Annotated in this window: 14 protein-coding genes; 1 reads left to right on the top strand and 13 read right to left on the bottom strand. The window is 37.5% G+C overall.

Going from position 1 to position 18,689, the window contains the following annotated elements; translation table 11 throughout:
- Window positions 1-89: 89 nt before the first annotated feature.
- On the top strand, window positions 90-500 hold the full coding sequence (locus tag UFO1_RS15595) for a hemerythrin domain-containing protein (protein ID WP_038672268.1): 411 nt from the start codon (window positions 90-92) through the stop codon (window positions 498-500).
- A 171-nt stretch (window positions 501-671) separates the two neighbouring features.
- Here the strand turns inward: UFO1_RS15595 and UFO1_RS15600 are convergent, their stop codons facing one another.
- From UFO1_RS15600 to UFO1_RS15660, 13 genes are all read right to left on the bottom strand, one after another.
- Window positions 672-1,970 (bottom strand): dicarboxylate/amino acid:cation symporter, encoded by a 1,299-nt coding sequence (locus UFO1_RS15600; RefSeq protein WP_038672270.1) that lies wholly within the window; start codon window positions 1,968-1,970, stop codon window positions 672-674.
- Between the two features lie 266 nt (window positions 1,971-2,236).
- The gene (locus UFO1_RS15605) at window positions 2,237-3,727 is read right to left on the bottom strand and encodes a UxaA family hydrolase (RefSeq protein ID WP_038672272.1); all 1,491 of its coding nucleotides are present in this window, start codon (window positions 3,725-3,727) and stop codon (window positions 2,237-2,239) included.
- 31 nt (window positions 3,728-3,758) lie between these two features.
- Window positions 3,759-5,282, bottom strand: coding sequence for a tagaturonate reductase (locus tag UFO1_RS15610; RefSeq protein WP_038672274.1), 1,524 nt, complete (start codon window positions 5,280-5,282; stop codon window positions 3,759-3,761).
- A gap of 187 nt (window positions 5,283-5,469) precedes the next feature.
- Window positions 5,470-6,813, bottom strand: a complete 1,344-nt coding sequence (locus UFO1_RS15615) for a glycoside-pentoside-hexuronide (GPH):cation symporter (RefSeq protein ID WP_038672276.1) — start codon at window positions 6,811-6,813, stop codon at window positions 5,470-5,472.
- A 391-nt stretch (window positions 6,814-7,204) separates the two neighbouring features.
- Window positions 7,205-8,467, bottom strand: coding sequence for an ROK family transcriptional regulator (locus UFO1_RS15620; protein ID WP_038672279.1), 1,263 nt, complete (start codon window positions 8,465-8,467; stop codon window positions 7,205-7,207).
- Window positions 8,468-8,566: 99 nt separating this feature from the next.
- Window positions 8,567-9,757, bottom strand: coding sequence for a metallophosphoesterase (locus tag UFO1_RS15625; protein WP_038672282.1), 1,191 nt, complete (start codon window positions 9,755-9,757; stop codon window positions 8,567-8,569).
- A gap of 263 nt (window positions 9,758-10,020) precedes the next feature.
- Window positions 10,021-10,713, bottom strand: a complete 693-nt coding sequence (locus UFO1_RS15630; protein WP_038672284.1) for an L-ribulose-5-phosphate 4-epimerase — start codon at window positions 10,711-10,713, stop codon at window positions 10,021-10,023.
- Window positions 10,714-10,763: 50 nt separating this feature from the next.
- A complete protein-coding gene (gene yjfF / locus UFO1_RS15635; protein ID WP_038672286.1) occupies window positions 10,764-11,747 on the bottom strand; it encodes a galactofuranose ABC transporter, permease protein YjfF in 984 nt (327 codons plus the stop codon).
- A complete protein-coding gene (locus UFO1_RS15640; RefSeq protein WP_038672288.1) occupies window positions 11,722-12,798 on the bottom strand; it encodes an ABC transporter permease in 1,077 nt (358 codons plus the stop codon). Before UFO1_RS15640 ends, yjfF begins: the two co-directional genes overlap by 26 nt.
- 3 nt (window positions 12,799-12,801) lie before the next feature.
- The gene (locus tag UFO1_RS15645) at window positions 12,802-14,310 is read right to left on the bottom strand and encodes a sugar ABC transporter ATP-binding protein (protein ID WP_038672290.1); all 1,509 of its coding nucleotides are present in this window, start codon (window positions 14,308-14,310) and stop codon (window positions 12,802-12,804) included.
- Window positions 14,311-14,460: 150 nt separating this feature from the next.
- Window positions 14,461-15,471, bottom strand: coding sequence for an ABC transporter substrate-binding protein (locus UFO1_RS15650; protein ID WP_038672292.1), 1,011 nt, complete (start codon window positions 15,469-15,471; stop codon window positions 14,461-14,463).
- A gap of 123 nt (window positions 15,472-15,594) precedes the next feature.
- Window positions 15,595-17,466, bottom strand: coding sequence for a substrate-binding domain-containing protein (locus tag UFO1_RS15655; protein ID WP_144390937.1), 1,872 nt, complete (start codon window positions 17,464-17,466; stop codon window positions 15,595-15,597).
- The gene (locus UFO1_RS15660) at window positions 17,466-18,677 is read right to left on the bottom strand and encodes a response regulator (RefSeq protein ID WP_038672294.1); all 1,212 of its coding nucleotides are present in this window, start codon (window positions 18,675-18,677) and stop codon (window positions 17,466-17,468) included. The genes UFO1_RS15655 and UFO1_RS15660 overlap by 1 nt, the downstream gene beginning before the upstream one ends.
- Between the last annotated feature and the right edge of the window lie 12 nt (window positions 18,678-18,689).

Below are 18,689 nucleotides of genomic sequence, written 5' to 3' on the forward strand. Positions count from 1 at the left end.
CTGGAATCACAGTAACTATGTATCCTATATTATATACTAAATTCATAAAGAATAAGAAAAAATTATTCACTTTGGGAGGTTTTTATACTATGGATACGACCAATTTAGAAAGACAGCACCAAGATTTCCTCGATTTAATCAATAAAATAACTATACATAGGTCTGAAGAGCAAATAAAAAACAATGCTACTACTATTTCACTCTTACTTAGCCAGTTGTCTGGAAAACTGAAAGTTCATGCAATCAGTGAAGATAAATTCTTATACCCTGCTTTAATGAATCACAAAGACCCTAAAATCAAAGCTACTAGCCAAGCATTTTATACAGAAATGGGTGGTTTAGCAATATCATTTGATGATTTCAAAACTAACTTTGCGACTTCAAATAAGATTATTGCGAACCCAGGAGCTTTTCTTACTGAATCGCAAAAGGTTTTTACGGCTTTAAAAAAACGAATCGATCGCGAGAATAATGCTTTGTATCCTTTAGTATCTATTTAAGAACTAAGTGATGTTAAATAGTAAACAGGCTTTGCTTTTATAAAAAAGCAAAGCCTGTTATTTTTTTACGGAATCAGAAAGTATAACACTTTCTTGATTCCAAGTAAGAACGACTAAGGCTTCTGCCTGCGTCCGAGGACTTGGCACAAGCCAAGTCTTTTCTTATTACAATTAGAGAGCTTGTTTATGCAGCATGTCCACGTCTGTGCTTGCATCTGACAAATCATTATTTAAAACATCATGAAACCTTTTTTCATCTAGCTCATTTTCCCATTTAGAAACAATCACTGTAGCAACTCCATTACCAATGAGATTGGTTACTGCTCTAGCTTGTGACATAAACCGATCAATGCCAAAGATTAAAGCTAACCCAGCCACCGGAATCGTTGGTATGGCCGAAAGAGTAGCGGCAAGAACAATAAAGCCACTTCCTGTAACACCAGATGCTCCCTTTGATGTTAACAATAAAACAGCAAGTATCGTCAGTTGCTGCATTAATGTAATATCTGTATTAGTAGCTTGGGCAACAAAAATAGCCGACATGGTAAGGTAAATAGAGGTGCCATCTAAATTAAAGGAGTATCCTGTTGGGATTACTAAGCCAACTACTGATTTGGAACAGCCCATCTTCTCTAATTTATTAATCATGCGAGGTAATACGCTTTCTGAGGAAGCTGTGCCTAACACGATTAAAAATTCTTCCTTTATATGAGAAATAAACTTAATAATACTAAATCCTGCCCATCTACAAATTAGGCCAATGACAACGAGCACAAAGACAATACAAGTAATATAGAAGCACGCCAGCAATTTGCCTAAAGGTATGAGGGAGGCAATTCCATACTTACCTATCGTAAAAGCCATTGCACCAAAAGTACCAATTGGCGCTAGTTTCATTATTAGGTCTACAATACCGAATAAGCAGTGTGAAACCTCTGTAACTACACCGAATAAAGCTGTTTTCTTACCACCCATTGCAGATAAAGCCCCGCCAAACATAACAGAGAATAAAAGGACCTGTAAAATATCACCTTTTGCAAAAGCATCTACCACTGTTGATGGAATGATATTCATAATAAAATCGGCTGTACTATGTGCTTTCGCTGCCGTAGTATAGGCTGAAATAGCTCCAGCATCTAAGCTCTTCACATCTACATTCATGCCAACTCCTGGTTGAAACCAGTTTACAACGAACATACCCATAATCAAGGCAAATATTGTAACAGCTTCAAAATAGATAAGTGCTTTGGCGCCAACTCTGCCGACTTTTTTCATATCATCCATGCCAGCAATACCTGTAACTATGGTACAAAAAATAATCGGGGCAATAATCATTTTTATTAATTTTATAAATCCATCACCCAAGGGCTTCATGCTTTCGCCTAACCCCGGATAAAAGTGCCCTAAGGCTATCCCACAAACAATTGAAAAAAATACTTGAAAATGAAGCGATGTACAGAATTTTTTCATTGATTCTTCCTTCCTCCCTTAACTAAAATTAACTCATTTTACTAAGTTAGGAACTACACTTTTAGAGATCCTACTATAGCCATACATAAAAAGATATCATAAATCCATGAAAAAACAATGGCTTTTAGATGAAAATACAAAATACATTACATTCCTACCCTTTTTTATTACTAAACCCATGAATTTATGCCCTAAAAAACATAGGACAACGGTTCTGAGGCATAGAAATGCCCGATAATCCGTTGTCCCACTTGATTATTTCTCTATTACAATGTCACGCCATTTTTAAATATGGCAATTTCACGAAATCCCATTTCTTCTGACTTAGTAAAACGTCCAGAAGCTACCTCAATAACGTGAAGCAACAATTTATCTGCTACCGAATCCATTGATTGTCCTTGTAACAAAACACCTGCATCAAAATCCATCCAATTGGATTTTCGTTTGTAAATATCACTATTCGTCGCAATTTTCATCGTTGGTACAGCTGTGCCTAGAGGAGTTCCCCTACCTGTCGTAAATAAGATAACTTGGCAGCCAGAAGCTGCAAGGGCAGTTGCTGCCACCATATCATTACCAGGCGCACTGAGCAAGGTAAGTCCTTTCTTTTTTACCACATCTGTATACCCAAGCACGTCGACAACTTTGCTCCGACCGCCTTTTTGCGTACAGCCTAAGGATTTTTCTTCTAAGGTAGTGATGCCGCCTTTTTTATTGCCAGGGGATGGATTTTCATAAATAGGTTGTTTATGATCTTCGTAATACTGCTTGAAATCATTAATTAGATGAACGATTTTACCAAAAACCTCTTCATTTTCAGCACGATCCATCAGAATGGTTTCAGCACCAAACATTTCTGGTACTTCCGTGAGAATTGAAGTACCACCGTTTGCAACTAGTTTATCTGAGAACTCACCCACTAATGGATTGGCAGTAATGCCAGAAAAGCCATCAGAGCCGCCACATTTTAGCCCTACAATGAGCTCTGATATAGGGCAAGCTTCCCTTTTATCCATTGCGGCCTGGGCAAGCAATTCCTCAACTATTTTCATCCCGCACTCTACTTCGTCTTCTACATCTTGCGCAGTTAAAAATTTAACACGTTCACTATCATACTGCCCTAACACTTTTTTAAATTCTTCAATATGATTGTTTTCACACCCAAGACCTAGTACCAAAACTCCAGCAGCGTTAGGATGATTTACTAAATCTGCAAGAATTTTTTGGGTATTACTTTGATCTTCTCCTAATTGAGAACAGCCATATGGATGGGTAAATTCATAAACCCCGTCTACATTTTCTACCGCCTTACTAACCTCATTCGCACTTTTAGCAATGAGATGTGCCGTCCGATTAACGCAGCCGACAGTGGGAATAATCCATATTTCATTTCGCACCCCAACCCGGCCATTCTTTCTACGGTACCCATCAAAAGTAGCTGGAATCGTTTTTTGCTCAAGACTTTCTAATCCCTCAGGATGATACTGGTACTCTAGGATTTCTCCTAAATTGGTTTTAACATTATGAGAATGAATCCATTCCCCTACTTTTATATCTTCTGTAGCATGCCCAATAGGAAATCCATATTTTACTATGTTTTTTCCTGCGGGAATGTCTTCTAAAGCGATTTTATGACCTTTAGGAATGGTAACCTTAGGTGACACCGTAGTAGATCCTACCGTATAACTTTGGCCCACTGTAAGCTCTTCAATCGCTACAGCAACATTATCATGGCGACTAATTTGATTTAATAACAAAATAAAAACCTCCTATCGGTTGCAGAATTGATTAGCTAATCAATTCTGCAACTGTTTTTTGCATGCCCACATCAACAATTTTATATAAATACTCTCCTAAACGATCTACAAAACCTTCAATTTCAGTTAAATCTTTATCCCATAATTGTGTGTTTTTCAATACTGTTGCTGCAACTTCTTGGGCGGATTGTTTACTACCATCGAATTTTGACCATGTAGCAGCAAAAAACTCTAATGCCCACATATCATCTTTCATGATAAATTCACCTTTTTCTCTAGTTGCTTTCATTCCAGTACCATCAATGTTTCCATCTTTGTACACAGCAATCAATGCAGCTAAGGAGAAAACCAATTTCTTCGGCAAAGTTCCATTTAACTTATGATATTCAATGATAGATGGTAGAACCCGAGCCTTAAATTTAGAAGAAGAGTTTAATAGAATGCTTAATAAATAATGCTTAATATAAGGGTTTTGGAATCGTTCCACTACCGCATTTGCAAATTCCTCTAACATATTTTTATCTAGATCAATGGAAGGGATAATTTCATCTTGAATAATCTGCCTTACATACTTACCCATTACCTCATGATCCATCATTTCACCAACCGCTTCTAAACCGTACAAAAATGCTGCTGGTACTGATGCAGTATGCGCCCCATTTAGTATCCTTACTTTGCGGGTTCTATAAGGAGTCATATCTTCTGTCCAAATGACTTGCAAACCAATTTTGTGGAAAGGTAATCTTTCTGCCAATTCCTTCGGTCCTTCAATAACCCATAAATGAAATAATTCCCCTGTGTTTACTAAAGAATCTGTATACCCTAAGAAGTTAGTAATTTCTTTTATTTCTTCTCTTGGATAGCCTGTTACAACACGATCCACCAAAGTATTTAAGAAATGGTTACTACCAACAACCCAGCCAGCAAACTCTTCTGGCAAATTCCAAAGTTTTATATATTGCAAAACTGCTTTCTTTAAATTATCGCCATTGCGGTCAATCAATTCGCATGGAATAATAACCATCCCTTTACTGGCATCACCCTTAAAGAATTGATAACGATGATACAAATAAGATGTAAGTTTTCCTGGGTAGGAAGTCGGAGGTTGATTTTCGAATTTATCCTCTTTGTCGAAGGTAATTCCCGCTTCTGTAGTATTGGAAATTACATATTCAATCAATGGATCTTCTGCGCATTTTAAATAAGCATCCCATTGTGTGTAAGGATTTAAACAACGGCTAATAGAACTAATTACTGCTTTTTCTTCGACTGGTTTCCCTTCACGCAAACCGCGCAACAATAAAGTATAGAGCCCATCTTGTTCATTGACCATATCAGCTAGACCTTCTTTAATGGGTTGTGCTACCACTACGCGGCCATTAAATAAGTTTTGCTGATTCAGTAAATGAATCATCCAATCAGCAAACGCTCTTAAAAAGTTACCTTCGCCAAATTGAATGACTCTCTCTGGTAAAGCATCAGGATATTTTTGCACGTCTACATCTACAGGAAATTTGAAATCACTATTGACCAATGTACGATTTAATCTTGTCATTGTATACTCCCCCTACATCCCTTTTATTTTTGAGAACAAGTGTATAATACTCGTCTCTTTCTCGCATCATAGCTGACAAATGCTACACTGTTAATCTCAATACAAGAACTTATTTAATTTAATTAAATAAGTTCTTGTATTTTTTCGCTTTATGAACAATGAAATCCTGCAAATAAACAATGTTTTTTTATGCTGATTTTCCCTTTAGTTCTGCAATAATCTCACCATGTCTTTTATCACTTAAGGTATAAAGGAAAAATATCACTATGCCAGCACAGAATATAGTAACTGCTGGATATAAAAGTAACAGACCTTTTATTCCTCTTAGGGATTCTGCTGTTTGCACCGCATTTGGCACATATCCAACAAGAGATAACCCGATACCTGAAGCAAAACCTGAAACAGATTGGGCAATTTTTCGAGAAAAATTGAAGAATGAGTAGGTGATACCTTCTCTTCTTTCACCTGTTTTCCATTCACCAAAATCAATGGAGTCAGAAACAAAAGCCCAAGTAACGCCATTAGGAATACTAATTCCGACGAAGGCAATGCTTGCTAGTATGGTAAAAGTAACAATATCTCCCGGAATCAAAAAGTTAATTAAATCAGCAACAGCACTTATTCCAAAACCAATGAGTGCCGTATTTTTTTTACCAAATCTTTTTGTCAATTTAGGGATAAAGGTAATGCCTACACAGGAACAACCAATGGTAATAAAGCTAATATAGGGCATCAAACTGATATCGCCAAGATTATATTGACAATAATAGATCATCATTGCCGATTTGATATTGTATGCTGAAATCGTAAAGATCGTCATTAATATAAGTGCCAATAAAGGTCTATTGGTAAATACGGATTTTGCCATCGCTTTCACTGAGAATTTTTCATTAGAAGAAATAGTCTTCCCCAGAATAACTTCTTTGCAATTTTTAAAACAGAAATAGAAAGCTGTAACACCAATTACAGAAGTAAGAGCAACCACTACAGGCCAGCCAATACGTGGATCAGAAAATTGTTTAATAAGGGGAACCACCATTACACTGGTTATTAATAAGGCTCCTAAAGAACCAGCCTGACGCCAGGATGCTAAGGAGGCCCGATCTACGGGATCTTGTGTCATTGAAGCACCTAATGCACCATAAGGAACATTCGTGAAAGAATATCCTACGCCCCATGCCATATATGTGGCATAACCAAATATCATTTTTCCAGTAGGTGAGAAATCAGGAGATAAAAATACAAATACAGATAAAATACCAAGAATAATACTTCCTCCAAACATCATCCCACGGAACTTCCCTTTATTAGGATCAAACTTTCTGGCATCAATAAAAGCACCAGCGATTGGATCCATAAACGCGTCAAATATTTTGGTAAGGAGGAATATGCTTCCTGCTACCGCCGCTGGAATACCAAAGACATCCGTATAAAATTTAAGCAAATAGATCTGCCCCATATCGAACATAAACCCATTACCAAAATCACCTAGACCATAAGAAACCTTTTCTTTTAAAGTTAGTTTGCTCATTTACTATTGCCTCCTTTAATTCTGCCTATTTCGAAAATAGTTGCTACAAGTATTCTGCAAAGAATCAGTCCTTAAATATTAGTTATTTCCTTTCTATTTAGAGATTATTATATATAACAGATAGGATGTATTATTCATCTATCTGATTATCCCCTACTTTAGCATTTATTAAATTTTACCAATTACTTATTTAAGTTAATTAACTATCTTTTGTGATGTATTCTATCTTTTCTGAAAAAGTCCTTCTTTTCAGAAATTAATTTATAAAAAAAATAAAATAGCTTAAATACATCAGGATTTAAACCATTTTATCTGCAACCTTAGTTAGTTGCTCTAAACCCTGTCGTCAATCTAAGCCTTAGAGCAACATAGTTGGTGGTGTTAGCTGCTATCATCCTTTATACTTTTGCTCTCTATCATCTACTATCTCATCAAATATCTCCGTGTTAGGTGTTTTTAATATCTTTTTAAGAGCGAGAGCGCATGCTCCTATCACACCTGAATCTGCACCTAGTTTCGAGATAACAATAGCAGTTGCATCTTCAACTTCTGAAAAAGTATGAGATGCGATCACTTCACGAAATTCTTCTCTAAAAAACTCTGCTACCATTGCTAATTTTCCACCGATAAAAACTGCATCCGGATTATAAAGATTAATCATGTGAGAAGTTGCTAACGCTACATACCGATTAGCCTGTCGTAACACTTCTCTTGCATAAGATTCTTCTTTAAAAGCAACTTCCAATAGATCTTTGATTCCAATCTCTTTTCCGCTGCCCAAATACTTCTTTAAGGCATCTTCGCCAGCAATAAAAGGTAACTCCGCGTTCACCTTTCGCAAAATCGCAGGAATACCACATATCGTTTCAAGACAACCACGATTTCCACAATTACATAACGCTCCCTGCTCAATCATAACTGTATGCCCAATTTGTCCAGCATATCCTTGAGACCCTTGTACAATACATTCGCCCATAATTATGCCTGCACTAATTCCTTCTCCCATGTTTATATATATCAAATTTTCGCAACTAGTACCGCCACCGAACCATTTTTCCCCTAAAGCCGCTACCTTCGAATTTGTCTCAATAAATACAGGCATAGCAAATTCATTTTCTAATATCGACTTTAAGGGAAAGCCATTCCATTCTTTACCTAAATTAACCGCTCTCTTTACTGTGCCTTCCTGCCCATGCAGCATACCCGGAAAGGCGATAGCGATCCCCAGAAATTTTTTGGATTTATGCTCTTTATGAAAAATAACTTGGTTTATGATATGAATAAGTTCTTTAACCGCAGCATTAGGGTCCTTCATCGCAACCTTCATACGTTGAATCGAGGTGGGCATGTTTTTTAAGTCGGCAAGTGCAACAGTAATTTCTTGACTCGTAATTTCAATCCCAATTACATATCCTGCTTCACTATTAAATTGTAAGCTAACAGGTCTCCTCCCGCCTTGTGATTCCCCTAAGCCAACTTCTTTTACAAATCCAGTATCAATTAACTCACGAATAATCCCTGTAATTGCTGGTGGTGTAAGGCCAGTTAATTCAGCTAATTGTTGACGAGAAATTAGTTCATTTTCTTTAATAATGTTCACGATAGTCATTCGGTTTAACTTTTTAACATATTTACTATTTCCAGGGCTTTTCATCTTTCTTCCTATCCTCAACTTTTGCTTAAATTTTCACTCTATATGCTCAATAGCTAAATTATACCCTACAGAACATACCAAGCCAATCAATTTCTTACTTTACTTATTTTCAAGAGTAAAGATACTAATTTCAGGTGGACAACCCAGGCGAAAAGGGATCCACTGACCAGCTCCAGTATTAACATAACCATAAGTATCGTTTTCCTGATAAAGCCCACGCATATAATAATAGCTAACTGGCAACAAAGAATGACCTAAGAAATTGACTTGACCTCCATGGGTATGCCCCGACAAGGTAAGAGGAATTTTTGCTGCAAAGCCCTCAAAAAGAAAGTCTGGATGATGTGCCAATAACACTCTAAAAGCTCCATTTGGTATATTTTCGACCGCTTTTTTCATAAACTGTTGACGTATAGCATCTTTTTCTGACACATTTTGAGGCCAAGGATAATCGACACCCAACAAATAGAAAGTAGATGTTCCTACGGTTATAGGTATATTACTATTTTGTAGTACATGAATCTTACTTTTTCCTAGCTCCACTCGAATCCGGTTTATGTCTCGAAAATATTCATGATTGCCCCAGCAAAAATAAATGCCGTAAGGTATAAGGGCGTCCATCTGATTGAATTTTTCAACGGCCGGGACAAGTAAGCTCAAATCATCAATTAAATCCCCTGTAATCACTACCATATCTGGTTTTTCTTGGATCACCAAATGAATGACTTCATCTAATCGATCTAATGTAAAAAAGGGACCTAAATGAGTATCACTAATTTGTGCAATTTTAAATCCTTTTAGGTCCTGATCAAGTCCAGGAAAGGATAAGGGAAAATGACGGACCACCATCTCTTTTTCCGCCGAATATACGCCTGCCCCACTTACTCCTAAGGCTAATACAGGAGCAGCATATAGTATACTTTGTATAAAGGTTCGGCGACTAGTATCCGCCACTCCCTTATTGTCTTTGCTTATTTCATTACTATGTACTCTATGCAGTATTTTTCGCAGAGCAAATAAAATAGGGAAAAATAATAGTAACAGAATTTGGCCTATGACCCAAACAAAGGAAAGGTCTACTAGGGGTATGATCCGTTCATAATAAAATGCAGTGTCTGGACGAAGTAGCCAGCTAGCGCCAACTAATGACCAGGATACTGCTGTCATTAGCCAATATATAATACCACTTATATAACTCTTCCAAGTAGGAAACCACTTCACTAGTAATCGCCAATTTCCATAGGATATTATCAATATCAGCAGCATCAAGATAGGTTGTATTGTTCGCATTCATTATCCTCCAATTGCCCTTTCTATCTTATCATTATAATTTGCTAAAATGTAACCATGACTATTCATTCTCCATCTAGTCCATTATTTCCTAGTTACTTTTTTCTGTATTAATAAAGGACCTTATCAGCCGATCATAACGGTTGATAAGGTCCCTTGTGATTTTTTTACGGAATCAAAAAGTATAACACTTTCTGGTTCCAAGTAAGAACGACTAAAGCTTCTGCCTGCGTCCGAGGACTTGGCACAAGCTAAGTCTTTTCTTATCTTTTTTGTCCATAGTAAGCGTCACTGCCATGTTTCCGCAAGAAATGTTTATCTAATAATACAGAATCAATGCTTTTATCATCTTCTTTCAACTGTGATGTATGAAGAGCCATCTTGGCAACCTCTTCTAATACGGTAGCATGATATACTGCTTCATGAGCATCTTTCCCCCAAGAAAAAGGCCCATGATTGGCAACCAAAACACTAGGAACATGTCTAACCTCTTTATTGGTAAAGGATTCTACTATTACATTGCCTGTTTCTTCTTCATAATTTCCTTGTATTTCTTCTTCTCTCAAAGTTCGTGTACAGGGTACATCACCATAAAAATAATCCGCATGTGTAGTTCCAAAGGCGGGGATGGATTTTGCAGCTTGTGCCCATATGGTGGCATAGGTTGAGTGAGTATGAACAACTCCACCAATTGTTAGAAAGTTACGGTACAAAACCAAATGAGTCGGTGTATCTGACGAAGGTCTAAGGTCTCCTTCTACTTGGTTTCCAAATAAATCGACAACTACCATGTCTTGGGGACCCATTTTATCATAATCTACGCCGCTCGGTTTAATAACAACCAAGCCTTTTTCTCTGTCAATTCCACTTGCGTTCCCCCAAGTATATAACACGAGTCCATTTTTCTGCAGTTCTAAATTGGCTTCTAAAACTGTCTTTTTTAACTCTTTTAACAATGTAATTTCCCCCTTCTTCAACGACGGTATTTACGACATCTCAGATTCTATTATGCAATTGCTTTGGTACGCTCTTTCCTTGCAATAATAATTCTCTGCAATACGATAAATATACACAATAGAAATGCAATCGCAATCTTAGTCCACCAAGAACTTAACGTACCTTGGAACATAATGAGAGTTTGTATGACTCCTTGAATTAAGACTCCAAAGACAGTTCCTGTCACAAAACCTACTCCACCCGTCAAGGGTGTTCCACCAATTACTGCCGATGCAATGGCATCCATCTCTAAACCAACAGCATGTAATCCATAACCAGAAAGCATATAGAAACTAAATACAATCCCAGCCAAGGCGGAACAAAATCCATTAAAAGCATATACTAATACTTTTGTTCTCCCGACTGGCAACCCCATTAACATAGCGGATTGGGCATTGCCACCAATTGCATAAACAGTACGTCCGAACTTAGTGTAGTTAATAAGATACAATGCTGCTAAGACTAAGACTCCAGCAATAAGTACACTAATTGAAATAAAGGTCTCAAAAGGCAAGGGAATTCGATACGTAGCAACTTGCTGATAAAAGGGATCCGTAATCATAATGGTATCAATACTTATGACATAACATAGTCCTCTAGCTAAGAACATCCCTGCAAGGGTGACAATAAAAGGCTGTATATTGAAAAAGTGAATAAAACTACCTTGTGCCAAGCCAAAAAGAGAGCCCATAAGTAGCATTGCAGGAATCACTATAAAGGGACTCCAATGCTGCATTTCAAGTAAATAAGCTGACAACATACATACTAATGCGATCACCGAACCGATGGAAATGTCAATGCCGCCAATAATCAGAACAAAGGTCATCCCAATCGAAGTAATAATTAAAAAGGCATTATCAATTAGCATATTTAATAACACTTGCGCTGAAAAGAAACCAGTATAAAGACCTGATCCTACAGCAAATAATGCAATAAATAGGAAAATTGTAATAAATAGGTTAATGTACTTATAACTTAGCTGTATTCTTTTCATCTGAAATCCCCCCTTTATGAGCCCACTTAGCAAATACAATTTTTCGAAAATTCGCGGATTGCAGCAGACAAATCAAAATTACAACAACGGACTTAACAACAAGGGTAATTTCCGGGGGCACACCAATGGCATAAATTGTAGTCGTTATACTTTGAATAACCAAGGCTCCAATTAGACTGCCTACTAAAGAAAACCGACCACCATCTAAAGAATTTCCGCCTAGAGAAACTGCCAATATTGCATCGAGTTCAATAAAGAGGCCCGCGTTATTCCCATCTGCTGAGCTTACATTCGAACAAATGATCAGCCCTGCTATACCTGCACATAGGCCAGAAAAAGCATATACGGAAAAGATATATTTACTAACACTAATCCCAGCAAATTTACTAGCTACAGGATTAATGCCAATCGACTCAATAAACATCCCAAGAGCTGTTTTGCGCACTGCATATAAGGTAACAGCAAAAACTACTGCGACAATAAACAGAGAAAAAGGTAATCCTAATAGATAACCAGTACCAATGTATTGAAAAGGTTTATAATAGATGGTAATAATTTGTCCTTGGGTAATTAGCTGAGCAATTCCACGACCAGCCACAAGTAATATTAACGTCGCAACAATAGGTTGGATTCCCACTCTAGAGATTAATAATCCATTCCACATCCCAAGTAAAGTAGTTGCCAGCAGTGCCACAAGTATAGCTACTGGCATAGGCACTAAGGTTACTAACTTTTGTACGCCATCCACATACTCTAATTTACCACCAATCAAAGAGGCCGCTACCGCTCCTGAAATAGCAATCACTGATCCTACTGATATATCAATTCCCTTTGTCGCAATAACTAATGTCATGCCAATGGCTAAAAGCATAAGAGGGGTAGCACGATTGAGGATATCAATCGTAACGCCATAAAGATGACCATCTTTAATTTCGATCGAAAAAAAATCTTTCGTAAAAAAGAGATTAAACAATAAGACTATACATAACGCGGCTAAAGGCCAGCACAGTTGAGAGCTTTTTAGTCGATTCCATATATTTTTTATATCCATCTGCTACACCCCTGCTATCGTCTGCATAATAAATTTTTCTTCAATTTCTTCACCAGAGATCTCCGCTATTTTTACTCTATCTCGTAAAACCGCCATACGATTGGAGCATCTCACTGATTCATCTAGCTCTGATGAAATAAAGATTACTGACATTCCTTCCGTTGCAAGAGACAGTATGAGTTTTTGAATTTCAACTTTAGCACCGATATCAATGCCGCGGGTAGGTTCATCTAATATAAGTAATGTTGGTTCTGTCAGTAACCATCTAGCTAATATTACTTTCTGTTGATTGCCACCACTCAAATTCTTGATTAATTGCTCCGGCCCAGAGGTTTTAATATTTAATAATTTAATATATCGATCCGCAATTTCTTCTTGTTTTTTCTTCGTAATATACTTCATCCAGCCTTTTTTTGCTTGCAACGCAAGGATAATATTCTCTCTAACCGTAAGATTATCAATGATACCTTCTGTTTTTCTATTTTCCGAACAATATGCCAGACCATGTTGAATTGCATCAACTGGAGTATTGATCTTGGCTATTTTCCCATTAATTTCAATTTTACCGCAATCGGCTTTATCAATACCAAAAATAGTACGGGCAACCTCTGTCCTCCCTGATCCTAACAATCCCACTAGGCCAAGAACTTCCCCTTTATTCACATAAAGATCGAAAGGATTAATTGAACCCTTATGCCCAAGGCCATGTGCCTTTAAAAAGGCTAGACTACTATCTTGACGAACATTGCCTTCTGTTTTTTTACAAGTATTTTCAAGTTCATCAAACGCTTTGCCAATCATTTTTGCAATTAATTGAACACGAGGTAATTCCGTTGTTTTATAAGAACCGACTAGTTCCCCATTACGCAATATAGTAATACGATCCGATACAGCATATACTTGCTCAATAAAGTGGGTAATAAATATAATACCCATACCTTCTTCTTTCAGTTTACGGATAAGATCAAAAAGTTGCCCTACTTCCTTCGCATCTAAACTAGAAGTTGGTTCATCTAAGATGAGAACTTTTGCCGATATATCAAGGGCTCTGGCGATAGCAACCATTTGTTGTATGGCCACTGAATATCGTTCTAAGGGTTGCGTGACATCAATATGAAGCCCCATCTTCGCCAGTAAAACTTCTGAACGACTATGAATCTCCTTCCAATTAATCCTACCAAAATGTAAGGGTTCCCGCCCAATAAAAATATTTTCCGCGACAGACAAATTCGGGCAAAGATTCACTTCTTGATATACGGTGCTAATCCCTAATTGTTGTGCATGATGAGGAGAACTTGGCTTGATTGGGTTATCCCCTAAAAAGATATGACCACCATCTAATATTTCAACACCTGTCAACACTTTTATTAAGGTAGATTTACCTGCACCGTTTTCTCCCATTAAGCAGTGGATTTCTCCCGCTTTTAAGTCAAAATCTACATTAGTAAGTGCTTTAACCCCTGGAAAAACCTTGCATATACCTTGCGCCTTTAATAATGTCATTTTATCCATACTTGCTTGTTCACCTCCATAGCAAATCACTCCTTACAGTGGTAAAAAAAATAATCCACTCCATTAGGGGCCATCTCTAGCAGACAACCCCTAAATGTTTCTATCTTACATAGAACTCTGGGTGGATGAGGAAGGTATCACATTATGATTTTAATATTTACGATTTGGTAATTCCTTTGCAGCTACTTCTGCAGGGAATACACCTTCTTTTGTCACAATGCGTTTATCAATCGTCTTTCCTGCTACAAGATCTTTAGCAGCTGCCATTAATTGATCACCAAGTAATGGACTGCACTCAATACTGGCATTTAATTTTCCAGCTATCATTGCTTCAAAAGCACCTTTTACACCATCTATTGAAACAATAATAATATCTTTACCAGGTTTCAAGCCAGCTTCTTCAATGGCTTGGATTGCGCCAATTGCCATATCATCATTATGAGCATAAAGAACATCAATTTTTTGTCCATCAGCCTTAGCTGATTTTAAGAAGGATTCCATAACTTCTTTGCCTTTTGCACGAGTGAAATCACCAGTTTGAGATTTAATAATTTTATAATTTGCATTTTGTTTTAAAACTTCTTCAAATCCAGTTTTACGATCAATAGCAGGTGCAGAACCTACTGTTCCTTGAAGCTCAACAATATTAACAGGTTCTTTATCTTTTTTCATGAAATCAACTAGCCATTTACCAGCTCTACGGCCTTCTTCCACAAAGTCAGAACCCATGAAGGTAACATAATAGTCTTCTGCTTTACCGTTACTCATCTTAATGGAGCGATCTGTCAAGATAACAGGTATTTTAGCTGTTTTTGCTTCTTGTAATACTGCATCCCAGCCTGTTTCAACAACAGGTGAGAAAGCGATTACATCGACTTTTTGTTGTATAAATGAACGTATTGCTTTTATTTGATTTTCTTGTTTTTGTTGCGCATCTGAAAATTTAAGGTCAATCCCAGCTGCTTGTGCTGAGGCTTTTATCGATTCAGTATTTGCTGTACGCCACTCACTTTCCGCACCAATTTGAGAGAAACCTAGGACAATTTTTTTGTCTGCAGGCTTAGCAGCTGTTTCCTGCTTGGCACTACCTCCACAACCTGCAAGTGTTAACATCATAATACCTACACTCAAAGCGACTGTGATCTTTTTCCACTTTGACATTACCCTTACCCCTCCCTATTTCTTTTAGAATCGTTCTACTGTTTCTATTATAGGACGAGGGATTTTCAGTGTATTTAGAATAATCAGTAATTTTTTATATTTTTCCGTACTGTTTACCAAATTTTAATATTTGCGATTCACATGATCCTTCCTTGCAGTTTCAGCTGGGAATACACCTTCTGAAGTTATAATTCTCATAGGTAATTGCCTACCCATCATCAAAGTTTTAACGGCTTGCATCAGCTGTGGACCAAGCAGGGGGGTACATTCGACAGTACAGTTAAGTTTACCAGCAAGCATTGCTTTAAAAGCAGCTTCTGTTGCATCCACAGAAACAATTAAAATATCCTTTCCTGGACGTAAACCATATTCCTCAATCGCTTTAATAGCCCCTAAAGCCATATCATCATTATGGGCATATACCACATCAATCTTATTTCCATAGAGAGCTAAGGCTGATTTCATAATTTCTTGTCCGCCAGCCTCCGTAAAATCTCCAGATGCGGAGTAAATCACTCTATTTTCAGGATAATTACTAATAATTTCAGCAAAACCTTTTTTTCGATCTAGTGCTGGCGCTGAGTCAAAGGTTCCTTCAATTTCAACAATGTTCTGCTGCTGGGTATCTTTCTTTTGTCCAACAAGCCACCTTGCGGCTCTACGCCCTTCTTCCACAAAGTCACTGCCAATAAAGCTGGCATACAAGGAAGCATCGTTTGATTTAATAGCCCTGTCCGATAAAACAACGGGAATTCCTGCTGCTTTAGCCTCTTCTAGCACCTCGGTCCACCCTGATTCAATGACAGGGGAAAAGGCAATCACATCAACGCCTTGCGCAATAAAGGAACGGATATCTCTAATCTGAGTCTCCTGCCGTTGATCGCCCTCCAAAAATATAAGCTCAATATCTGCTTCACGGGCTGCCGTCTTAATCGATTGGGAATTTGCTCTTCGCCAGTCACTCTCTGCACCAAGTTGAGAAAACCCTAATACAATTCTCCGGTTGCTAGTAGGATTATTTTTTTTAACTTCATTCGTAGACTTTACATATTCTAAAACGTTGGCTAGAGTGATTTTATTACTGCGTGGAATAATCTTCTTTGGTAAACCTTTTTCATGGTTTAAGATGTCAAGGGCGTACTGAATGGCTTCTCGTCCCCCTGTCAAGCAGGTAAATGTGCCTTGTAAAACGCCATCTTCTACTAACTGCAATCCCCCATTAGGACCAGAAAAGCCATCAATACCGACAAATTTTATACCGGTAAGCCCTTTCTTTTTCGCTGCCTTATATGCTCCTAGTGCCATATAATCACTATGGGCAAAAACTACATCGATTTTGGGATACTGATCTAGTAATTCAGTCATTTTGTCTTCTGCCTTATCGCGCTGCCAATCGGCAACAATTGTATCTATGATACTTATATTTGCGTATTTTCCAATCACTTCACGAAAGCCAGCACTTCTTTCTTGCAAAGAAGGTACCCCAGATGGACCTTGAATCTCTACCACATTTCCGCCTGTTTTGTTAAGAAGTTCGCTAATATATTTACCTGCTTCTCTACCAATGGATTTATTATCTGGTCCAATATACAAAGTATAATCATAGCCTTCTACCGCCCGGTCTAAGACAATAACGGGAATTTTTTTATAAGCCTGGGCAACTACGGGCGTTAACGCAACTGAATCATTTGGAGAGATAATTAATAAATCGATACCCTGCTGTAATAATTCACCTACATCACGAACCTGTTTTTCACTATTTTGAACTGCATCCGTAAATACAATGCGAACATCGCTATGCTTTGCTGCTTCTTCTCTTATCTCCTCATTCATAATGATTCTCCACGGCTCAATCAAATTTGCCTGGGATACACCAATAACAAATTTTACTTGATCCTGGGAAACCTGCCTTTCTTGCCTTTGACATCCCCCAAGCATTGCTATAACGAAAATAAGTAAACTGATTATACAATACTTGCCTCTAACCAATTGCATCACCTCCAGTTACCCCTTTTACGATATTCAGCAGGAGATGAGCCCATAACTCTTTTAAACGCTGTACTAAAATAATGCTGATTACTGTATCCCACCTTTTCCGCTACCTCATAAAGCTTTACAGCCGGGTCAGTCATAAACTGAATGGCTTTTTGTACCCTTACATGGGTTAAATATTCAACAAAAGAAACACCAATTTCATTCTTTAATAATCGGCTTAAATAAGTAGGACTGATTTGAATCGTGTCTGCTAACTCCTGCAATGATAACTCTTCTTTATAAAAATAAGTTTCAATGTGTTTTTGTGCTAGAAGCACGACAGGCGTATAGCTAACTTTACGATTTAACTCCAATATTAATTCATGATAAGTCGAAGGGATTGAGGACAAGTCCTCTGTTAATGGATGTTGAACAATAATTACCACTTGTTTTAAATGTTCCTCAATAGCTTGTTGCAAAGAAGTGCTAAGCTCGTACCATTCTCTTATACTATGGATATTTGTTATTGCAACTAAGTTATCTGCTTTGTCGTGAAAAATAATGTAGGGCTGCCATTGTTCTAGCAGCTCGCTATAAATATTTTGTATAGCAAATAACAATAGGTGATGATCCCACTCTCTTAACAACTGCCCTCTGCTAAATTGCCCTGCTACTTTTAAGATTACCATCCCAGCTATATCAGGTATATCTAGCTCTAAAAAGCGTAGCTGAGTCTTAATATATTCCTCACTTAGCTGTCCAGTAACCCAGTCATTACAAAAAGATTCTTGTAATAGGGGTAACTTTTTCCTTGTTTCTTGACTCGACCAAGTGAGGTGATTCTTTTGTAAACGAGAATCGAGAAGTTTTTGTTGGGCTTTTTGTAAAACAGCCTCTAACTGTTCTTTGAGAACCGGTTTTAGCAGGTAGTCAAATACTTGTAATTTTATCGCTTGTTGGGCGTAAGTAAATTCATCGTATCCTGTAATGACAATTACGATACAATCTTTTAAAACGTGATTTAATTGTTCAATGAACTGCAATCCATTCAAAAATGGCATACAAATATCCACTAATAGAATATCAGGATGGATCTCTTTTGCTAGCTGCAAGGCCATTTCTCCATCCTCAGCCTCGCCTGCGACTTCCATATCTAATAACCCATTTTCGACTAGACTTCTCAGCCCACGACGAATTTTAGGTTCATCATCAGCAATTAATACCTTTAGCATTGAATCACCCCT

It is taken from the genome of Pelosinus sp. UFO1 (assembly GCF_000725345.1).
Taxonomy (GTDB): domain Bacteria; phylum Bacillota; class Negativicutes; order DSM-13327; family DSM-13327; genus Pelosinus.